Origin of the sequence: Trichococcus collinsii, from assembly GCF_900107505.1 — a bacterium.
Taxonomy (GTDB): domain Bacteria; phylum Bacillota; class Bacilli; order Lactobacillales; family Aerococcaceae; genus Trichococcus; species Trichococcus collinsii.
This window is the reverse complement of sequence record NZ_FNQH01000007.1, coordinates 36,649-54,818: the sequence shown is the minus strand read 5'-3', so window position 1 is coordinate 54,818 and position 18,170 is coordinate 36,649. Positions and strand designations below refer to the sequence as shown.

Here is an 18,170-nt window from a genome sequence, read left to right as displayed (position 1 = left end):
AATCCGCTGGGGACAACGATCAGTAGTATTTTCATCAGCAAAGGGATGTCCCCTGAACTAGCCAGTCCCAGCCACATGTAGAATATAAAATAGGAAATAACTAAAACTGTAATCACTATTGGGGCAATCATTTTTTTCGTTTGTTTTTTCAATAGCATTACCCACTTTCTGCATCTTCGAAAAATCATTTAAATCCTCTATACAGTATACCTTACCCAAAGCGAACATATCCAACATATGCCGCTTCTGTTACAGGGTGTCATCGGCAGTTCCTGTAATTCTGCATGCGTACTTCTAATTTTTCCTTTCCCATACATACGATTATGCTAAATAGAATTTCCCACGTTGTGGCCGGAGTTGAGGCCGGATTTCGGAGCCGCTATTGTAAACTCAATTCCACAAATAAGAGGCTGCCTCGCAATTAAACGAGACGACCTCTTATTTGTGTTCACTATCAGGATGTCTTTACTTCAGCATATCTTTATAGATCTCCCGCAGGGTCTCCAGCTGGTCATCCGACCAAGTGCCGCGCTGGCGTTGGTCGCGGAAGCGTCGGCTTTCGCCCTCCAAGGCTTTTTTGGAGCGCTTGATGTCCTTGTAGAGTTCCATGGCTGAGATGCGCTGGGCGCCTTTCGAAAAGACGAGCTGCTGTTCGGCCAGGTCGCTGGTGGCGACGTAGACTTCGGTCAGTACATTGCGCAGTTTTTTGACGACGCCTTCGATGTAGGTGTCGGCAGCCTCCCCTTGTGCGGTAAAAATAACCTTCACGCGGTATTTAGAGTATTCTTTCGTGATGCCGGGAACGAATTGGGCGTCGAAGACGCACCAGACCTCATTCCCTTCATAGCTTTGATAATCGGATAGCGCCTGCAGCAGCTGATCCCTGGCCTCTTCGATGAGGTCCTGGTTCTTCAGCTTCACCAGTTCCGGCCAGGCGCCGATCATATTGTAGCCATCCACTATCAAGATTTCTTTCTTCAACATGGCCATCACCTCGCTTCTTCTGGTACGCAGACGCTGCGGATCAAACGTGGCGTTTGCGGAAAACTTCGTACATCATCAGTCCGGCTGCAACACCGGCGTTCAGACTTTGGACATGGCCGACCATCGGGATGGTCAACAGGCCATCAGCGGATTCCTTCAACAGGCGGGAAATGCCTTTGCCTTCGTTGCCGATGATCATGGCTAACGGCAAGGTTGTGTCCCACTGACGGTAATCCTGCCCGGACATGTCGGTGGCATAGATCCAGACACCGCGTTCTTTCAGTTCTTCGACGGTGCGGTGCAGATTCGTGACACGCACGACCGGCACATGTTCGATGGCGCCTGTCGATGCTTTGGCGACTGTCGCCGTCAAGCCAACTGCGCGGCGCTTCGGAATGATTACTCCGTGGGCACCGCAGGCATCCGCGGTACGCAGCACGGAACCTAGGTTATGCGGATCTTCGACACCATCGAGGATGATGAAGAACGGATCTTCGTTCTTGGCGGCAGCCGCTTCGAACAGGTCATCGAGCACGGCATACTGAAAAGCGGCCGTAGCGGCGATGACGCCTTGATGGACGGCATTATCGGACAACGTGTCCAGTTTGGACTTCGGCACCGCTTGTATCTGGATCTTGCGGTCCTTCGCCAGCTGAATGATGTCGCCCAATTTTTCTCCGCCCAGTCCATCCTGGATGAACAGTTTGTTGACGTCGCGGTCGGAGCGCAGCAATTCCAGTACCGGGTGGCGTCCCATCACGAAGTCTTCGTTTTCGGGTATTTCTTTTTCTGCGTCATCGCGTCGCTTTGGTTTTGGTTCCGGCCTGCCTTTTTTCGGGGCAGTGCGGCTATCTTTGAACGCGCGGTTCGGTTTATTTTTCATAATTATTTTCCTCGACTTCTTGGATACACCAACGGATCAACTCTTCCAGTCGCGCCTCTTGTCCGGAAAGATGCAGATAGCCCATCAACGACTCGAAACCGGTCGCGATGCGGTAGGTTGTTACGTCCGCATTTTTGGCGATCGTATGGCTCTTGCTGTTGCGACCGCGACGATACATGTCCATTTCTTCCACACTCAGGAAGCCCTCTTTGGCAAGCATCGCGTGCATCAGCTTCGCTTGGGCTTTAGCGGAAACGAAAAAAGTCGCCCGACGGTGGAGCTGGTTGGGTTTGGTGTGCCCTTTTTCTAATAAATGTGTTCTGATATAAGTCTCATAAGCGGCATCGCCGACATACGCCAAGGCAAGACCATTCAATAAGCTCCAATTGTGTTCTGTCACTATACTCTTCTCCATCTGGTACCCTGCGAAGTGTCATCCAGGATGATTCCCTGATCCTTCAGGTAATCACGGATTTCATCACTGCGGGCGAAATTTTTGTCTGTTCGGGCTTGCGTCCGTTCATCGATCAGTGTTTGGATGTCATCATCCAACAAAGCCTCTTCCTCCAGCACGACGCCGAAGACGCCGACCATCGCTTTGTACAAGGCAAGTGCTTTGGTGATGACCGCTTCGGAAACGGCTTCGCCTTCTGAGTAGATGTTCAATTCCTTGGCGAATTGGTAAACAACCGACATGGCGTTGTCTGCCTGGAAATCGTCGTCCATTTCGGTGACGAACTGCTCCTGAAGATTCTGGAACAAAGCCAGTTTTCCCGCATCGTCCGGCAGTGCTGAAACGGCATCCTGCAGGCGGTAGTGGGCGTTCTGATAGGCAATCTTGACCTTATCCAGGTTGATTTTGGCTTCTTCGATGGCTTTGTCGCTGTACTTGACGGGACGGCGGTAATGCGCTGTTCCGAGGAAGAAACGCAAGACTTGCGGATCGACTTCTTTCAGGATATCATGCACCGTCACGAAGTTTCCGAGCGACTTGCTCATTTTTTCAGCGTCTTCACCGATTGTGACGAAGCCGTTGTGCATCCAGTAGTTCGCGAAAGTTTTGCCGGTTTTGGCTTCGCTCTGCGCGATTTCGTTCTCGTGATGCGGGAACGTCAAGTCATGGCCACCGCCGTGGATATCGATAGTGTCGCCCAAATATTTGGTCGCCATCACGGAGCATTCGATGTGCCAGCCCGGGCGTCCCGGTCCCCACGGTGATTCCCAGGAAACTTCATCCGGCTTCGCTTCTTTCCAAAGCGCGAAATCGAGCTGATCTTCTTTCTTCACGTTCTCTTCCGCGTCCAAGCGTTCGCTGGCGCCGACGATCAGATCCTTGATCGATTGATCGCTCAGTTTGCCGTAGTCCTTGAACTTGCCGGTGCGGTAATAGACGTCTCCGTCAGCCGCATAGGCGTAGCCTTTTTCTATCAGTTCGCCGATGAAGGCGATGATGTCAGGGATGTTTTCCATTACGCGCGGATTCAGCGTCGCTTTTTCGACATGCAGCGCCGCAGTATCTTCATAGAAGGCCGCGATGAACTTTTCGGCGACTTCTTTCGCGGAAATGCCCAGCTCTTTTGCCGCACGGATAATTTTGTCATCCACATCGGTGAAGTTGGAAACGAAATTCACTTCATAACCGCGGTATTCCAAGTAGCGGCGGACGGTATCGAAGGCAACGGTGCTGCGCGCGTTGCCGATGTGGATATAATTGTAGACGGTCGGACCACAGACGTACATGCCCACCTTATTCTTTTGGATCGGTTGGAACTCTTCTTTTTCGCGCGTCAGGGTATTATAGATTTTTAACATTGCGCACTCCTTTCCAGCTTCGAAAAAAGGGCTGACGCCCTTTTTCGTTTGCTAATCATTCGATTGTTTTGTCTTCATTATGCTTGTGGTAACGGACGATTTTTGCCGGTATGCCGACTGCTGTGACATCAGGCGGAATTTCGCTGACGACGACCGCTGATGCCCCAATTTTGGCATTTTCGCCGATTTTGATCGGCCCCAATACTTGCACATGGGCTGATAACAGCACGTTATTGCCGATGGTGGGATGGCGCTTGCCGGTGTCTTTCCCGGTGCCGCCCAACGTCACGCCATGGTAAATCATGACATCATCGCCGACTTCGGCTGTCTCCCCGATGACGATCCCCATGCCATGGTCGATAAACAGACGCCGGCCGATCGTCGCTCCGGGATGGATTTCGATCCCGGTTAAGAAACGCCCCAGATGCGAAATCACCCGACTGAAGGTATACCATTTTCGCTTATAAAAAAAATGAGCGATATCATATATAAGGATGGCATGTAATCCAGGGTACGTCAGAACGACTTCCAACGTACTCCTTGCAGCCGGGTCATGATCTTTTATGGTTTGAATCGTTTCGCGTAATCTATTCAAGTCATTCCAGGCCCCTTTTTGGATTATCCATCTATTATATAGAATAAGCTCATTTTTGCTAGACTTTTTTGTCGGTCCTACATTTTATCCAATACGCTGTTCAGGTGAGCTAAGCTCTTCTCTCTGCCCAACACTTCGATGGTCTTGCCGATTTCAGGCCCGTGCATTTGGCCGCTGACGGCGACACGGATGGCCATGTAAAGGTTCTTACCTTTGATCTTCGTTTCTTTTTGGACTGCTTTAATGGCACTCAGGATTTCAGCTTCTTCGAACGGCTCAATGGCAACCAATTGTTCTTTGAATGCTGCAAGCACGGTCGGCGCTGTTTCCGCAGCCAGTATTTCTTGCGCTTCAGCGTCCAAATTAAGTTCATCAGTGAAGAACATTTCCGATAGGGTAACGATCTCAGCTGCATAGCTCATTTGCTCGTGGTACAGACTGATCAGCTTTTTCGCGTATTCGCTGTCCGCTTCAGTAGGATTTTCCGGTAATTTCCCAGCAGCTACCAAGTGAGGCGCGGCTAAAGCCACGACTGTATCCAAGTCGGCGCTCTTCATGTATTGGTTATTGATCCATTCCAGTTTCTTTTGGTCGAATGCGGCAGGCGATTTGCTCAGGCGTTCCGGATCGAACATCTTGATCAGATCGTCTTTCGAGAAGATTTCGTCTTCTCCGACCGGTGACCAGCCCAACAGCGTGATGAAGTTGAACATCGCTTCTGGTAGGTAGCCCATGTCTTTATATTGTTCGATGAACTGCAGGATCGTTTCATCGCGTTTGCTCAATTTTTTGCCGGTTTCGCTGTTGATGATCAACGTCATGTGTCCGAAAGTAGGTATTTTCCAATCGAAAGCTTCATAGATCATCATTTGTTTCGGTGTATTGGCGATGTGGTCATCCCCACGCAGAATATGGGTGATCGCCATCATGTGGTCGTCCACGGCAACCGCAAAATTATAGGTCGGGAAACCGTCACGTTTTCGGATGATGTAGTCTCCGCCGACGCTGCTGGCTTCGAATGTAATCGGTCCTTTAACGATGTCGTCAAAAGTGTAGGTATTTTCGATTGGCACACGGAATCGGATGACCGGCGTGATTCCTTGTGCTTCTTTTTCAGCTTGTTGGGAAGGCGTCAAGTTTGCGCATTTGCCGCCGTAATGAGGCATTTCCCCACGTGCTCTTTGCTGTTCGCGTTCCGTTTCCAATTCTTCCTCGTTGCAGTAGCACTTGTAGGCGCGGTTGGAAAGAAGCAGTTGATCGACCAATGGATCGTAGATATGCTGTCTTTCGGATTGACGGTACGGTCCGAATTTGCCCGGTTTGTCCGGACCTTCATCCCAGTCCATCCCTAACCATGCCAAGTTTTGCAGTTGGCTTTCTTCGCCGTGTTCAAGGTTACGTTTTTGGTCCGTATCTTCGGTGCGGATGATGAATTCGCCGTCGTTATGGCGGGCGAACAGATAGTTGAACAATGCCGTACGGGCGTTTCCGATATGCAGGTTACCGGTTGGGCTTGGTGCATAACGTACGCGGATTTTCTTTGTCATATGAAGTATCCCCTTTTCTGTGGAACTGGTTATGTCGTTCTGGATTTTCTATTTGATGCCTTTTTGTGAATGCGCAGGCTTCGCGAAGATCATGCGGCCGGCCGCTGTCTGCAAGGCGCTCGTGACGACGACTTCGATTGTCTCGTTCATGTAATGCTGTCCCTCTTCGACGACGATCATTGTACCGTCATCCAGATAGGCCACCCCTTGATTGCGTTCCGTCCCGACTTTGATGACGGTGACGACCATATATTCACCGGGTATTACAACCGGCTTCACGGCATTAGCCAAGGCATTGATGTTCAATACCGGCACATTCTGGAACTCGCAGACTTTGTTCAAGTTATAGTCGTTCGTGATGACAATACCGTCGATCAGTTTTGCCAAACGGATCAGCTTGCTGTCGACTTCAGGAATCTCTTCGAATTCACCGTCGTAGCTTTCTACGACGATATCCTCTTCTTTTTGGAGTTTGTTCAGGATATCCAATCCCCGTCTGCCCCTGACACGTTTCAGGCTGTCGGAGGAATCCGCGATATACTGCAGTTCGCGCAACACGAAGTTCGGGATGACGATGACGCCTTCCAGAAAACCGGTTTTGGCGATGTCGTAGATGCGCCCGTCGATGATGACGCTCGTATCCAAAATCTTATATTTGCGGAAAGTATCATCCGCTTTGCGGTCAAGCATCTGTGTTTCTTCCTGCTTTTTCGGTTTCGCTGCGAACAATTTACGGAATTCTTCGATTCGGGTCGTCCCCACGCGGAAGCCCAGATAGGCCAGAATCAAGGACAGGATAGCCGGCAACACATCGTTGATGACCGGAATCCTCAGTGATGTCAACGGGATGCCCATCAACCAAGCCAACACCAGCCCGATGATTGTTCCGATCGAACCGAACAGCATGTAGCTCACCGATAAGGTGCTGAAATAATTTTCTATTTTTTGCATGATGTCCAAGATCAATTTCATCAATAAAAATGACAACAAATAAAATATAAGTGCTCCAACCCCAAAATTAACAAAAACATTATTGAAAAGATTATTTTGTATGCCCGCTACTTCCCACAGGTAAGGCAGTGCCGTAATACCAGCGCTGCCGCCCACCATCAGGAAGACGGCCGTAATGATTTTCCGTTTCAAAGGCTTCCCTCTCTTTCCTTCTGTCATCAATTTTTATTCGGAAATACTTTGCGCAGCGTTTCTTGAAGCGTCGCGACTGGAATAATCTGAATCCCGTCTGGATGCTTCCAGCCGGACATATTATTCTTCGGAAGGTAGACTTTTGTAAAACCCAGTTTTTGGGCTTCATTAACGCGTTGCTCGATCCGGCTCACCCGGCGAATTTCCCCCGTCAGGCCGATTTCTCCGATAAAGCACTCGGTCGCGGAAGTCTCGCTGTCCCAGTAACTTGAAGCGATGCTGACCGCCACAGCCAAGTCAATGGCCGGCTCATCCAGCTTCACGCCGCCTGTCGATTTGAAGTAGGCATCCTGGTTCTGCAGCAGCAAGCCCGCCCGTTTTTCCAGCACGGCCATGATCAAGGAAACCCGGTTGTAATCCAAGCCGCTCGCAGTCCGGCGGGCATTCCCGAAGACTGTCGGGGTGATCAGACACTGGATTTCCGCCAGAATCGGGCGCGTTCCCTCGAGTGAGGCAACGACTGCAGATCCGGATGCTCCGGCGAGCCGCTCTTCCAGGAACAGTTCGGAAGGGTTCCTCACCTCGCGCAGACCGCCTTCGATCATCTCGAAGACGCCGATTTCGTCGGTCGATCCGAAACGGTTTTTGACGGCGCGCAGGATCCGGAAAGCATGATGACGGTCGCCTTCAAAATACAGCACCGTATCCACCATATGCTCCAGCATCCGCGGTCCGGCGATGGCGCCTTCCTTCGTCACGTGTCCGACGAGGAAAATCGCGATGTCGTTGCTCTTCGCAATCCGCATAAATTCGGCGGTGCATTCGCGCACTTGCGTTACGCTGCCGGCCGTGCTCGTGATGTCTGGATGGATCATCGTCTGGATCGAGTCTACGATGACGAATTCCGGCTTGATCCGCTCGATCGTGCTGCGGATCGCGTCGACATCCGTTTCCGGGTAGATGTAGAAGTCGGTGCCCTTGACCCCTAGCCGTTCCGCCCGCAATTTGATCTGACTAGCGCTTTCCTCTCCGGAGATGTAAAGAACGCGGTGACCGCCTTGATTGATCTGCGCCGAAACCTGCAGTAGCAAAGTAGACTTGCCGATGCCGGGATCGCCGCCAATCAGAATCAGCGAACCGGGCACGATGCCTCCGCCCAGCACGTGGTTGACTTCTTCCATCTGCGTCTTGACGCGCGGCAGATTCTCTGTCTTGATGTCCTGGATGGCAATCGCTTCAGGTACGTTCCCGCTGAAATTGGAACGTTGCTGTTGCTTCACTGCTTTCGTCGCTTCCCGTTCTTCCTCCATTTGGTTCCAAGTGTCGCAGTTCGGGCAGCGTCCCAGCCATTTTGGCGACTCGTATCCGCAAGCCTGACAAACGTATTTCACTGCATTTTTTTTTGCCAAATGAATCTCTCCTTCAAGTATGAACCAACTTATCTTATTTTATCACAAAAAGCCTACTCTACGTATAACAATCCGCAAATACCCGCCGATTTGACTTTTCTTTTTAGGCCTGTCCTGACGAGCCGAAACCGCCTGTGCGTTCCGATCCTTCTGCTTCATCCTGGTCGGCTTTCAGGAACTGGAGGAAGATGCCCTGGCCGATGCGGTCGCCCTTACGGATGACTTTGTCGCGCAAGCCGAAATTCAGGAACTGGAAGTAGATATGCCCTTCGTTGCCCTCGTTATTGTAATAATCCGCATCGACAATGCCCACACCGTTTGGTAGCACGATGAAATTTTTCAGTGGGTTACTGGAACGGTTCGTCAATTGTAAGTACTCGTCTTCCTGCATGAAGGCTTTGATCCCGGTAGGCACCAAAAGCGGACGCAAAAGCTGTTCTTTCTTTTCGAGCGCCTCATCTTTATCGCTGCTGAAGATTTCCGTAAGATGCGACCCTGCGCTCTGCACGACCGTCTTCCAGATCGCCGGCAACACGATTTCTTCGGCTGCTTCAAAATCGTATCCCGCTGCGTGTTTTGTTGCACGCTTGGGTAATTGGATGTTTTTATCGGCATAACTGCTGATGACTTCAAACCCTCTTTTATTCATGGATCAAAACTCCCTTTTCTCTCTAGTATCGCTGCATCGATCTCTCCTGCATCAAAGAACCATTTTACCAAAACAACCGCTGTTTTTCACGGTTTAGTTGTGTGCTTGCCTTTTCCTACCGCCATCGGGGCGAATGCTATATACACTATAGCAATGAATTGAGACTTTTCCTTGAACAATTCCTAACATTTTTCTAAAAGCTTTTCGCATCAAGAAAGCGCCTTCGGCATAGTGCACAAAAAACCGTCGCTTTTTTTGGGCAGTTTCCCGTGGTCATGGAATCCGCTTTCAAATAAGATAAGGACATAAAAGAAAGCCAAAAAAAATCAAAAGGTAGGTACAAATACATGGTAGAGATCCAATTGAACAGCATCCATAAAAAATATGATAATTCCCCAAATTATTCCGTGACAGACTTCAACTTGCACATCCAAGATCGTGAATTCATCGTCTTTGTTGGTCCTTCCGGTTGCGGAAAGTCAACGACGCTTCGTATGATCGCCGGACTGGAAGATATTTCGGAAGGCGAATTGATCATCGGCGATACCGTCATGAACGATGTGGCACCGAAAGACCGCGACATCGCGATGGTGTTCCAGAACTATGCACTATACCCGCATATGACTGTATTCGACAATATGGCTTTCGGTCTGAAACTGAGAAAGTACAGCAAAGAGGAAATCAAAAAACGTGTTGATAATGCAGCGGACATCCTAGGTTTGACGGAATACTTGGACCGCAAACCGGCAGCTTTATCCGGTGGCCAAAGACAGCGTGTTGCCTTAGGTCGTGCAATCGTGCGTGATGCAAAAGTCTTCCTGATGGATGAGCCGTTATCAAACTTGGATGCAAAATTGCGTGTGGCCATGCGTGCTGAAATCGCAAAATTGCACCGTCGCCTGAATACGACAACTATCTACGTAACCCACGACCAAACCGAAGCGATGACCATGGCGGATCGTATCGTCATCATGAAGGATGGCTTTGTGCAACAGATCGGCAGCCCGAAAGAAGTTTACGATACACCAGTTAACGTTTTCGTAGCTGGATTCATCGGATCACCTGCCATGAATTTCTTCAACGTAACGCTGCAGGATGGTGTCATCACAAACGGCGAAGGGCTTAAATTAACTTTACCGGCCGGAAAACGCAGAGTATTGGAAGACAAAGGCTACAACGGCAAAGAATTGACTTTCGGCATCCGTCCGGAAGATATCCAAAGTGAGCAGATCGTTCTTGATACCAACCCGACGTGGGCTGTCAAAGCGGAAGTGGTCGTATCCGAATTATTAGGTGCTGAAACCATGCTTTACAGTAAAGTCGGCGCAACAGAATTCATTTCCCGTGTGGACGCGCGCGATTTCCATTCGCCAGGTGAAGTCATTGATTTGGCCTTCAACATGAACAAGTCCCACTTCTTCGACAAGCAATCCCAAGATGTGATCACCATCCCTTAACCAGAGGATGGCCAGCATCACCTTAATTACGCTTACCAGTTCTAACCTACCCTCCCCCATAGAAAAAGGCGAGCCGATGACGGCTCGCCTTTTTCTTATGGAGTTGTTGCTGTTTTTTTAAATTTACCCTTCCACCGCAGTGTCGTCGAAGGCTTCCTCCGGAGAGATGCCATCCTTCACCCAGACTGAAATCGAACCTGCTTTGACAGGGAAGCGCCCATTGCCATCCTCCGCGATTTCGACTCTATCTTCGCGGTTGCCCGTGTAGTCCGCGAAAGTCTGTCCGGCATATTTTTCGCCTACATACATGTCCTTGAATCCTTCTTCACTGTTGGAAATGACTGCCGCCAAACCGTACGGATGCTCCTCATTGCCTAGACGGGTCCAGCCGACGCAATTGCTATGGTCGAAGTAGTCGCGTTGTTCGCCGTAAGCATGGTTTGCGCGCAGATAAAGCAGTTTATCCAGGAATGGTTGCTGACCTTCGACCGGATTCGCACCTTTGATGCCGTAGTAATCGCCGTAGAACAAGCACGGGAAGCCTTGTTCGCGCAAGAGCGTCACGCCATAAGCCAACGGTTTGAACCAGGGCTCTACAAAGGACTGCAAGGCTTGATTGGGCTGTGAGTCATGGTTGTCGACAAACGTGACTGCATGGGTCGGATTTTTGGCGACCAACGTTTCCTTGAACAATTCACGCAAATCATAATCCTTGCCTTGCTGGGATGCGACGTGGAAATTCTGGTGCAAGGGAACATCGAACAGATCCAAAGAGAAGTCGGTCGCTTCCAAGTAGTTCTTGATTGTCCCATAACGGTACTTCCAATATTCGCCGACCACATAAAAATCATCGCCATGCTGCGCGCGGACCGTCTCAATAAACTCTTGCACGAAATGGTCATTGATGTGTTTGATGGCATCCAAGCGGAAGCCGTCGACGCCGGTTTCCTTGATGTACCAGTCCGCCCACTTTTTGACTTCTTCGACGACTGCGGGATGGCCGTAGTCGATATCAGCATACATCAAATAATCATAATTACCGTATTCGCTGTCGACACTCTCGTTTTCCGTCCAACCTTTTTCGAAGCCTTTGATCATGTAGATGGCTTCTTTGCCATTCTCATTATTAAAGTCCGTTCCGGTGAAATGCTCCCATGACCATTTGAAGTCGGAATATTTATCACCGCGACCCGGGAACGTGAATTTTGTCCATCCTTCGATTTCGTATGATTTTGTCTCCTTTTCCTGACGGTTGTCGGGATCCACTTCATAAGCAAGGAAGCGTTCCGTCTCATCAGCGCCTGCTTTATGGTTCAGGACGACGTCGGCATAGACGGCGATTCCTTCCGCATGCAAGGCTTCGATTGCAGCCAAGTACTCTTCCTTGGTTCCGTATTTTGTGCGGACGGCCCCTTTTTGGTCGAATTCACCTAAATCATAGAGATCATAGACGCCGTAGCCAGTATCGTTCGTCCCTGTCGCTTTGTAGGCCGGAGGTGTCCAGACAGCCGTAATGCCCAGTTCCTTTAGATGTTTTGCATCCTCCTTCAGGCGATTCCATAATTGACCATCATCATCCAAATACCATTCAAAATATTGCATTATCAATCCATTTCCTGCCATTCGATCACTGCCTTTCGTTCATTCTAGATTTGTTGTAGTCTACAAAATGCTTTTTGCTCTTCTCATTATACACCCTTCTCTTTCATTTGCCTTTTGGGATGCCTTCCGAGCGCCGCTTTCTTATTCGTGGGGCAAAATGCTTGCGTCTTACGTCGGGCGCCGGTATACTGAAATTAAGTTAGCTGATCGCTGATTTCTTTTTTTGATTATATATCTCGAATTAGGAATATACGAAACAGAATACACAACGAAATGAGGAACCGCTCCATGAACACACTAAGAGGAATCCACCACGTCACCGCCATCACAAGTAGCGCCGAAAAGAATTATGCCTTCTTCACGAACATCTTGGGCATGCGCTTGGTCAAAAAAACCGTCAATCAGGATGACATCCAGACTTATCACCTTTTCTTCGCCGATGACCGCGGTAGTGCCGGAACGGATATGACTTTCTTCGATTTCCCGGGCATCCCGAAAGCCGTCAGGGGGACCAACGAAATCTTCAAGACCGGCCTGCGCGTTCCTTCCGATGAAGCCCTGGCCTACTGGGTCAAACGTTTCGACAAATATAACGTTACGCATTCCGGTATTTATGAGCAGTTCGGCCGCCGAGTGCTTGACTTCCAGGATTTTGACGAGCAGCTTTATCAGTTGGTTTCCGATGAGTCGGACACCGGCGTCGCTCCCGGAATCCCGTGGCAAAAAGGCCCTGTTCCAAATGAATACGGCATCCGCGGCTTGGGACCTATTTTCGTCCGCATTGCTGATTTCAATTTCTACAAGCAAGTAGTGGAGTCTGTCTTGGGCTTCCGCCACGCCGCTTCCGATGGCGATATCCATCTTTTCGAAGTGGGCGAAGGCGGAAACGGCGGCCGCATGATTGTGGAGCACAACGCTTCAATGGGACAATCCAAGCAAGGCTTCGGCAGCGTCCACCATATGGCTTTCCGCGTGAAGGACCGCAAAGATTTGGAAGAATGGATTGAACATATGGGAGCTTACCGATTCCCAATCTCCGGCTATGTCGACCGCTTCTACTTCGAATCGCTCTACGCCAATATCGCGCAGGGCATCCTCTTCGAATTTGCGACGGAAGGTCCGGGGTTCATCGATGATGAAGAGCCTTACGAGACATTGGGCGAACGCTTAGCCCTACCGCCTAAATTCCGGGATTCCCGCGAAGAGATCGAAGGATTGGTTCGCCAATTCGACACCGTACGCAGTACGAAGACTTTTGAAAAAGAATATTTGGACTAACAAAAAAGCAGAGGCTATCTCATTTTCGAGACAGCCTTCTGCTTTTTTTGCATTTTAAACCGCTTGTTTTTCCTTCAGTACCAAACAGACACTTTGGTAATCACCGTGCAAAGCATCCTTCAGGTAGAGACCTCGGTTCATCAGCTCATCTCCGCCGATTACTCCTTCATACCCGCTGACTGTGTAGAATTTAGCAGTGTCCAAGCCTTTGAATAGCACTTTTTTCTTCTTCAGGTTGGCCCGGTCGAGAACCCGGTAGTAGAAATAGAGCGCCTCTTCCTTATCGGGGCTGACAAAGATCCAGGCCGCCTCGTTCTGCGTTTCGAAAGGACTGAGGATGCGGTGGAAGACGCCGTATTGGACGAGTCCGCGGTGTTCCTTGTAGAAGCTGATCTGTTCCTTCATTTCCTGTTTCTCCGCTTCGGAAAGCGTAGTAACGTCCAGTTCGTAGCCCAGATTGCCGGCCATCGCCACATCCCCGCGCATCTTCATCGAAGCCATCCGATGCGTCTGATGATTCGGGATAGCTGAGACGTGCGAACCCATACTCGAAATCGGCATGACAAGGCTGGTGCCGTATTGGATTTCCAGACGGGCCACCGCATCGGTGTTGTCACTGGTCCAAGTCTGCGGCATATAGTAAAGGATACCCGGGTCGAAGCGTCCGCCACCGCCTGAGCAGCTTTCGAAGAGAATGTGCGGATATTTCGTCACCAGCGCCTCCATCACTTCATAAAGACCCAGCATGTACTTGTGCAGCACTTCCCCCGGCAATGCGCCTGGAGCCGCCGTACCGATTTCGGTCATGTTGCGGTTATAGTCCCATTTGATGTAGTCGATCGGTACTTCATCCAGGATCGCCATCATCTGCGCTAGGATGTTGTCCCGTACTTCTTTGCGGCTGAAGTCAATCACATACTGGCTGCGGCTGAGCGATTTTTCCCGGCCCGGCGTATGGATGCACCAATCCGGATGGGCGCGGAAAAGTTCGCTGTCTTCGGAAATCATTTCCGGTTCGAACCAAAGCCCGAACAGCATACCTTTCGCCTTGATGTTCTCCGCAAGCTGCTTCAAGCCGGACGGCAATTTCGCGGTGTGGACATGCCAATCACCCAACGAAGAGTAATCATCGTCACGTTTGCCGAACCAACCATCGTCCAGCACGAATAGTTCGATCCCCAAAGCGGACGCTTCATCGGCCATCGCCTCAATCTTTTCGGCTGTGAAATCAAAGTAAGTGCCTTCCCAGTTATTGATCAGGACCGGGCGCTCCGCAAATTGATGCTCACCCCGCACGAGATGCTTCTGGTAGAAAGGATGCAGCGTCTGGGACAAACCGTTCAGGCCATTTTCGCTGTAAGCCAGCACGACTTCCGGCGTCTGGAACATTTCTCCGACAGGCAAACGCCATTGGAAGTGGACCGGATTGATTCCCATCTGCACGCGCGTCTGCGAGTAGGTATCGACTTCGATATTGGCCCGGAATTCGCCACTGTAGACGAAATGGAAACCATAGACTGCACCTTGGTCTTCCGTCGCCGTTTTCTCGGCCAAAGCCACGAACGGCTGATAGGCGTGGCTTGTGGTTCCACGCTTGCTGTCGAGGGTATGGATGCCGCGAACGAGCGGCGTACGCACGACTTGGCGTTCCCTTCCCCAGGCACCCGGCAACTGAATCATATCGAAAGCGTCATCCGGGAAATCGATGGACATGCTTAAAGCTTTGTTCAGATGGATCTCTCCACTTCCGTTGTTGCGGAAACTGGCCGAGCGTGTCAGTACTGGATAGTCGTTGAACAACGTATAGCTCAAAACGACCTCTACTTTTGTGACGCTATCTTCTAAGGTAAGCAGCAATGTTTCCGCCGGTTCTTCCTTTGTTTCGTAAGTCTGCGGCAAGCCTTGCAGCGCCTGTTTGCCCGCCACTATTTCATAGCTCTTATAGGTCAACAGGCTGACGGTTGTTTGATCGGGATACAGGCATTCGAATGCCGATTCGCGGAAATCGCCGCTGCCGTTGCCCGGAAATTCCTGCGGCAAGGTCGCCAGCGAAAACTCACGGCCAGGCACCTCGAATGGATTGGGCGCAAAAGCATTGTCTTGGCGTGGGTAATCAGCCACTTGCGAAAAGCTGTTGATCCGTTTTCCCCAATACTGATGGGACACATATTTCTCTGCTTCTAATGCAATCACATAACTCACTGATTCGTTCTGTAAATGAAAATATTTTTTTGTTTCATCAAATGTTATTGTCACAGTCATTACTCCTTGGCTTTATTCATTTTGGCTAAAATATTTGTTTTTCTCCTGCTCCAGTCCGGTGAAGGATGGAGAATTTGTTTGTTGGCAAGTCAACCGTCAGGCTGGCCGCCTCTTCGGCAGTGGACCAAGTCAAAGTGAATGCACCGTCGTCGATTTTGGTTATCTCCAAATCTCCATCAAAAGCTTTAGCCGTATTGCGGAAAGCCAGCAAGCGGAACAGATTTTTTACGACCGGACGCTCGATTTCTTGCCCAATTTCGTCCAAGCTATAGTAGTGCCGGTTGATGTTGCGGCCTTCCTTGCTGTTCTCGAGCAGCTCCAGATCGTTTTCGCCGGCAAGCAAGCCTACGTAATAGATCTGGGGAATTCCCGGTGTGAAGCATTGAATCGCCCGCGCCAACAGATAGGCGGCATCGTTGTTTCCCAAAGCCGAATAGTAGGTGCAGTTGATTTGATAGATGTCTAGGTTGTTATAGGCTTCCGAGCTGTAAATTCGTTTTAGGTTAGCGCCTTTTTCGTAAAGGGCTTCGACCGCGAAGTCTACTTCTGCTTGGGTAAGCAGATCCTTCACATCGACGACACCGATGCCATCATGCGTATCCAAGGTCGTGAATTGGTCGCGCGGACAGATATCCAACCAGTGCAAGAGCTTCTCCGCTTTGCCGCTATAAAGGGCGTGCAGCACCAGCATCGGCAGAGCAAAATCATAGACCGGAAAGCCTTTTTCCGCGATTTTTTGCTGGATTGTGTAGTGCTCATGGATTTCGGGAAGGACCGTCACATCATAGGGCTTCAGGATTTCCACTGCGTATTCCAGCATTTCCCAGATTTCCGGTTCCACGAAGAAGCAGTTCGTATCTAATTCCTTGATGGCGTAAGCGAAAGCGTCCAAGCGGATGATCGAAGCCCCTTTGTCCGCCAGGAAACTCAAGGTATCCTTGATGAACTGGCGCGTTGCTTCGGTCTTCACGTTCAAATCGATCTGTTCTTCCGAGAACGTGCACCAGACTTTCTCCGTCGTGCCATCCTTGAAATGAGCATCCACGTAAGGTGCTTTGGGTTTGCGTTTATAAATAAGGTCGATGTCCGCATCGGTCGGCCGGTTCTCCGGCCAATAGTCGTTGTAGCGGATGAAGTAGTCCTTGTAAGGAGACGCCTCTTTTTTCTCAAGAAAGTCCAAATAGTAGGGCGATTGCGCGGAAATGTGGTTGAGCATGAACTCATACATCATGTAGTATTTTTCGCTGATGCGTTTGATGTCATCCCAGTCGCCGAATCGTTCATCCACTTTCGTGTAGTCCATAGGTGAAAAGCCGCGGTCGCCGGATGACGGGAAGAACGGCAGGATATGCACGCCGCCGACAACCCCTTTAAGATGGGTGTCCAGCACGTATTCCAGATCCTTCAGGTTATTGCCCAGACTGTCCGGATAGGTGATTAGCATCGCTTCATTTTTTATCTTCATTATCAGTTACCTCATTCTCAAATATCGTTAAGTTGTATTTTATAAATCAATCAATTTGTTAATATCAAAAACGCATCACCTTTGGTGTCTTACAGGTTTGCAGAGCGTTTCGTGCATCAAATAATGATGGCTAGCGGTCCAAGCCTGCCTCTCGGAAATTAGATAAATCTGACCCATTGCGCTCTGCGATGCTCATTCAGGGCCAGATTTCCTAAATTTCTTTCGAGGCAGAGCGGGCTTGGACCGCTTTTCTTACTTCCCGCCGGTTGTAGCGATGCCCTCGATGAATTGTTTTTGGAATATGATGTAAAGGATGATCATCGGGATGATCGCGATGACCGATCCGGCCATCAGTTGCGGATAATTGGTTGTGAATTGCCCTTGTAGGCTGGCCAATCCAGCCGACAGTGTCATTTTGTCCTGAGACATGTTGACGACGAGTGGCCACATCAAATCCTTGAAAGCGAACAGAGACGTGAAGATGCCCAAAGCCACTAAACCGGAACGCGCCAATGGCATATAGATGCGGTAGAATACTTGCCAGGTCGTCGCACCATCAATCGTTGCGGCTTCCATCAGTTCATCAGGCAATTTTATGAAAAATTGGCGCAGCAGGAAAGTTCCGAAAGCGGAGACGATGCCTGGGATGACCAAAGCGGAGATTGTGTTCAAAAGTCCCAGATTTTGGACCAGCAAATATTGCGGAGTCAGATAGATCTGCGAAGGGATCATCATCTGTGTCAGCACGATAGCGAAAAACAGGTTTTTCCCCGGGAAGGACAGTTTCGCAACTGCAAAGGCCGCCATGGCGCTGAAGAGCGTCGATGTCAATACCCTGAGGGCGATCATCAATCCTGTATTGATATAGAAACTGACGAATGGCAAGGAATCCCATACCGCCCGATAGTTCTCGATTTGAAACACTTCCGGGAAAATTTGCGGGGGTATTTGTGTGGATTCGCTGATTGTTTTCCCTGAGGTCAGGACCATCCACAAGAACGGCACGACCATCAGCAAGGAGCCGATGATCAGCACAATGTGGATCAATGCGGTCGTTTTATTCATTTTTATCTTCATATTTATT

Annotated in this window: 15 protein-coding genes; 2 read left to right on the top strand and 13 right to left on the bottom strand. The window is 49.9% G+C overall.

Translation table 11 applies throughout. The annotated features are described in order from the left end of the window. Positions 1-465 precede the first annotated feature (465 nt). The 9 genes from BLV66_RS12985 to BLV66_RS12945 form a co-directional block, all read right to left on the bottom strand. Positions 466-984, bottom strand: a complete 519-nt coding sequence (locus tag BLV66_RS12985) for a YacP-like NYN domain-containing protein (RefSeq protein WP_425445312.1) — start codon at positions 982-984, stop codon at positions 466-468. Between the two features lie 40 nt (positions 985-1,024). Then, entirely contained in the window at positions 1,025-1,741 is a 717-nt protein-coding gene (gene rlmB, locus BLV66_RS12980) for a 23S rRNA (guanosine(2251)-2'-O)-methyltransferase RlmB (RefSeq protein ID WP_245826720.1), read from the bottom strand. Positions 1,742-1,856: 115 nt separating this feature from the next. Then, the gene (locus BLV66_RS12975; RefSeq protein WP_086986625.1) at positions 1,857-2,282 is read right to left on the bottom strand and encodes a Mini-ribonuclease 3; all 426 of its coding nucleotides are present in this window, start codon (positions 2,280-2,282) and stop codon (positions 1,857-1,859) included. Next, complete coding sequence (gene cysS / locus BLV66_RS12970; protein WP_086986624.1) at positions 2,267-3,679, bottom strand: cysteine--tRNA ligase; 1,413 nt, start codon at positions 3,677-3,679, stop codon at positions 2,267-2,269. The genes BLV66_RS12975 and cysS overlap by 16 nt, the downstream gene beginning before the upstream one ends. 55 nt (positions 3,680-3,734) lie before the next feature. After that, the gene (epsC, locus tag BLV66_RS12965; RefSeq protein ID WP_086986623.1) at positions 3,735-4,274 is read right to left on the bottom strand and encodes a serine O-acetyltransferase EpsC; all 540 of its coding nucleotides are present in this window, start codon (positions 4,272-4,274) and stop codon (positions 3,735-3,737) included. Between the two features lie 77 nt (positions 4,275-4,351). After that, complete coding sequence (gene gltX, locus BLV66_RS12960) at positions 4,352-5,821, bottom strand: glutamate--tRNA ligase (protein ID WP_086986622.1); 1,470 nt, start codon at positions 5,819-5,821, stop codon at positions 4,352-4,354. A 48-nt stretch (positions 5,822-5,869) separates the two neighbouring features. Then, positions 5,870-6,964 carry a PIN/TRAM domain-containing protein gene (locus BLV66_RS12955; protein ID WP_086986957.1) on the bottom strand — a complete coding sequence of 365 codons (1,095 nt, stop codon included), beginning with the start codon at positions 6,962-6,964 and terminating at the stop codon, positions 5,870-5,872. A gap of 26 nt (positions 6,965-6,990) precedes the next feature. Beyond that, complete coding sequence (gene radA, locus BLV66_RS12950) at positions 6,991-8,373, bottom strand: DNA repair protein RadA (protein ID WP_086986621.1); 1,383 nt, start codon at positions 8,371-8,373, stop codon at positions 6,991-6,993. A 103-nt stretch (positions 8,374-8,476) separates the two neighbouring features. After that, the gene (locus BLV66_RS12945) at positions 8,477-9,022 is read right to left on the bottom strand and encodes a dCTP deaminase/dUTPase family protein (RefSeq protein ID WP_086986620.1); all 546 of its coding nucleotides are present in this window, start codon (positions 9,020-9,022) and stop codon (positions 8,477-8,479) included. 347 nt (positions 9,023-9,369) lie between these two features. Between BLV66_RS12945 and BLV66_RS12940 the strand changes: the two genes are divergently transcribed. Next, on the top strand, positions 9,370-10,479 hold the full coding sequence (locus BLV66_RS12940) for an ABC transporter ATP-binding protein (protein WP_086986619.1): 1,110 nt from the start codon (positions 9,370-9,372) through the stop codon (positions 10,477-10,479). 123 nt (positions 10,480-10,602) lie between these two features. On the opposite strand, the gene BLV66_RS12935 is transcribed toward BLV66_RS12940, so the two are convergent. Further along, complete coding sequence (locus tag BLV66_RS12935; RefSeq protein ID WP_245826702.1) at positions 10,603-12,081, bottom strand: alpha-amylase; 1,479 nt, start codon at positions 12,079-12,081, stop codon at positions 10,603-10,605. Between the two features lie 288 nt (positions 12,082-12,369). Here BLV66_RS12935 and BLV66_RS12930 point away from each other — a divergent pair, with 288 nt between their 5' ends. Continuing rightward, complete coding sequence (locus BLV66_RS12930) at positions 12,370-13,359, top strand: VOC family protein (protein WP_086986617.1); 990 nt, start codon at positions 12,370-12,372, stop codon at positions 13,357-13,359. Positions 13,360-13,413: 54 nt separating this feature from the next. Here BLV66_RS12930 and BLV66_RS12925 read toward each other — a convergent pair whose 3' ends face one another. The 3 genes from BLV66_RS12925 to BLV66_RS12915 all read right to left on the bottom strand — a co-directional run bounded on the left by BLV66_RS12925 (position 13,414) and on the right by BLV66_RS12915 (position 18,163). Continuing rightward, positions 13,414-15,615 carry an alpha-galactosidase gene (locus BLV66_RS12925; protein WP_425445311.1) on the bottom strand — a complete coding sequence of 734 codons (2,202 nt, stop codon included), beginning with the start codon at positions 15,613-15,615 and terminating at the stop codon, positions 13,414-13,416. A gap of 31 nt (positions 15,616-15,646) precedes the next feature. Then, the gene (gtfA, locus tag BLV66_RS12920; protein WP_086986615.1) at positions 15,647-17,086 is read right to left on the bottom strand and encodes a sucrose phosphorylase; all 1,440 of its coding nucleotides are present in this window, start codon (positions 17,084-17,086) and stop codon (positions 15,647-15,649) included. A 252-nt stretch (positions 17,087-17,338) separates the two neighbouring features. Then, positions 17,339-18,163, bottom strand: coding sequence for a carbohydrate ABC transporter permease (locus BLV66_RS12915; RefSeq protein WP_086986614.1), 825 nt, complete (start codon positions 18,161-18,163; stop codon positions 17,339-17,341). Between the last annotated feature and the right edge of the window lie 7 nt (positions 18,164-18,170).